Here is a 1,494-nt window from a genome sequence, read left to right as displayed (position 1 = left end):
AAATGTGTATAAGACACAGGCCCCGCCCGGTCCGGTCCGGTCCGGTCCGGGGAGCAACCCGTCTCGACGAAGGAGTGAACACCACGATGGTGCTCAGGCGACTGCTCGGATCGATCGGCATCGGCGGCCCCTCGGTGGACACGGTCCTCCAGACCGAAGCGGCCCGCCCCGGCGACACCCTCTCCGGCGAGATCCGTCTCACCGGCGGCGGCGCCGACTTCGAGATCGAGCACCTCACCCTCGAACTCGTCGCCCGCGTGGAGGCGGAGCACGAGCAGGGGGAGTCGGAAGGCACGGTCGTCTTCGAGAGGTTCACGGTCGCGGGCGGCTTCCGCCTCGCCCGCGAGGAGCGGCGCACCGTCCCCTTCAGCGTGACCCTGCCGCACGAGACACCGCTCACCGAGGTGCACGGCCAGGACATCGGCGTCGTACTCGGCGTACGCACCGAACTCGGGATCGCCGGCGCCCGGGACAAGGGCGACATGGACCCGCTGACGGTCCGCCCGCTGCCCGCCCAGGAGGCGGTCCTGACCGCGTTCGGCCGGCTCGGTTTCGGCTTCCGGTCGGCCGACCTGGAGTACGGCCACATCGGTGGCACCCGCCAACAGCTTCCGTTCTACCAGGAGATCGAGCTGACCCCGTCGCAGCGGTACGCGCACCAGGTGGACGAGGTCGAGGTCACCTTCCTGGCCCGCCCGGACGGCATGGAGGTCGTCCTGGAGGCCGGCGGGCACGGCGGCTTCGCCTCCGGCGGCCACGACGCGCTCAACCGCTTCGACCTCAGCCACACCCAGGTGCCGGACACCGACTGGGACCGCGAGGTCGACTCCTGGGTCGGCCAGTTGGTCGAGCACCGGTCCACGGTCGGCGGCTACGGCGGCTACGGCGACGGCGTCCCCTACGCCCACAAGGACGACAGCCACGGCGACCACCGTTCGGGCCCCGGTGTGGGCACGGCCATCGCCGCCGGCGCCGCCGGGCTCGCGGTCGGCGTCGCGGGCGGCCTGGTCGCAGCGGAGGTCGTGGACGAGGTGGGCGACTTCCTCGAAGGCGACGACGAGGAAGACGACGCCTGATGGCCCGACTCCTGGAATCCGTGCCGACGCGTGCCCGTGAGGGCGGTCATCGGCGGTCAACAGGGGGTGCTCAGTAGCCGGCCGACTGGCCGCCGACGCGTCACGGTCCAGCAGGTCAGCGACTCGGCACGGCCCCTGGCACCGGTGATCCCAAGCTCAGAGCGCGGGTTCGATTCCCGTCACCGGCTCCGGTCAGTAGCCGCGGGTAGCCGGCCTGGGGCTTTGTCGCCGACTCGAGCACCCGGGTGCGGCGTGGAGATCTTGTGTCGTGCCGGTACGCCGGTCTCGAGGGCGGAGTCGGACATGCTCGTGCTCCGGAGTGGGTGTGGGTGCGCGCCTTCGCGGGGCCGCTGACGGGTCGTTGACTGAGCGGTGGCGCACGGCCGGTGGCTTGGGGTCGGTGGCTTGGGGTCGGGTG

General features: G+C 71.8%; 1 protein-coding gene. It reads left to right on the top strand.

Annotated elements, in window-relative coordinates; all coding sequences use genetic code 11:
• Positions 1–86 precede the first annotated feature (86 nt).
• The gene (locus tag FNX44_RS26835) at positions 87–1,076 is read left to right on the top strand and encodes a sporulation protein (protein WP_143651559.1); all 990 of its coding nucleotides are present in this window, start codon (positions 87–89) and stop codon (positions 1,074–1,076) included.
• Positions 1,077–1,494 lie beyond the last annotated feature (418 nt).

This window comes from Streptomyces alkaliterrae (assembly GCF_007097205.2).
Taxonomy (GTDB): Bacteria; Actinomycetota; Actinomycetes; order Streptomycetales; family Streptomycetaceae; genus Streptomyces; species Streptomyces alkaliterrae.
The sequence above is the reverse complement of the archived record's forward strand: the minus strand, read 5'-3'. Positions and strand labels throughout refer to the sequence as shown.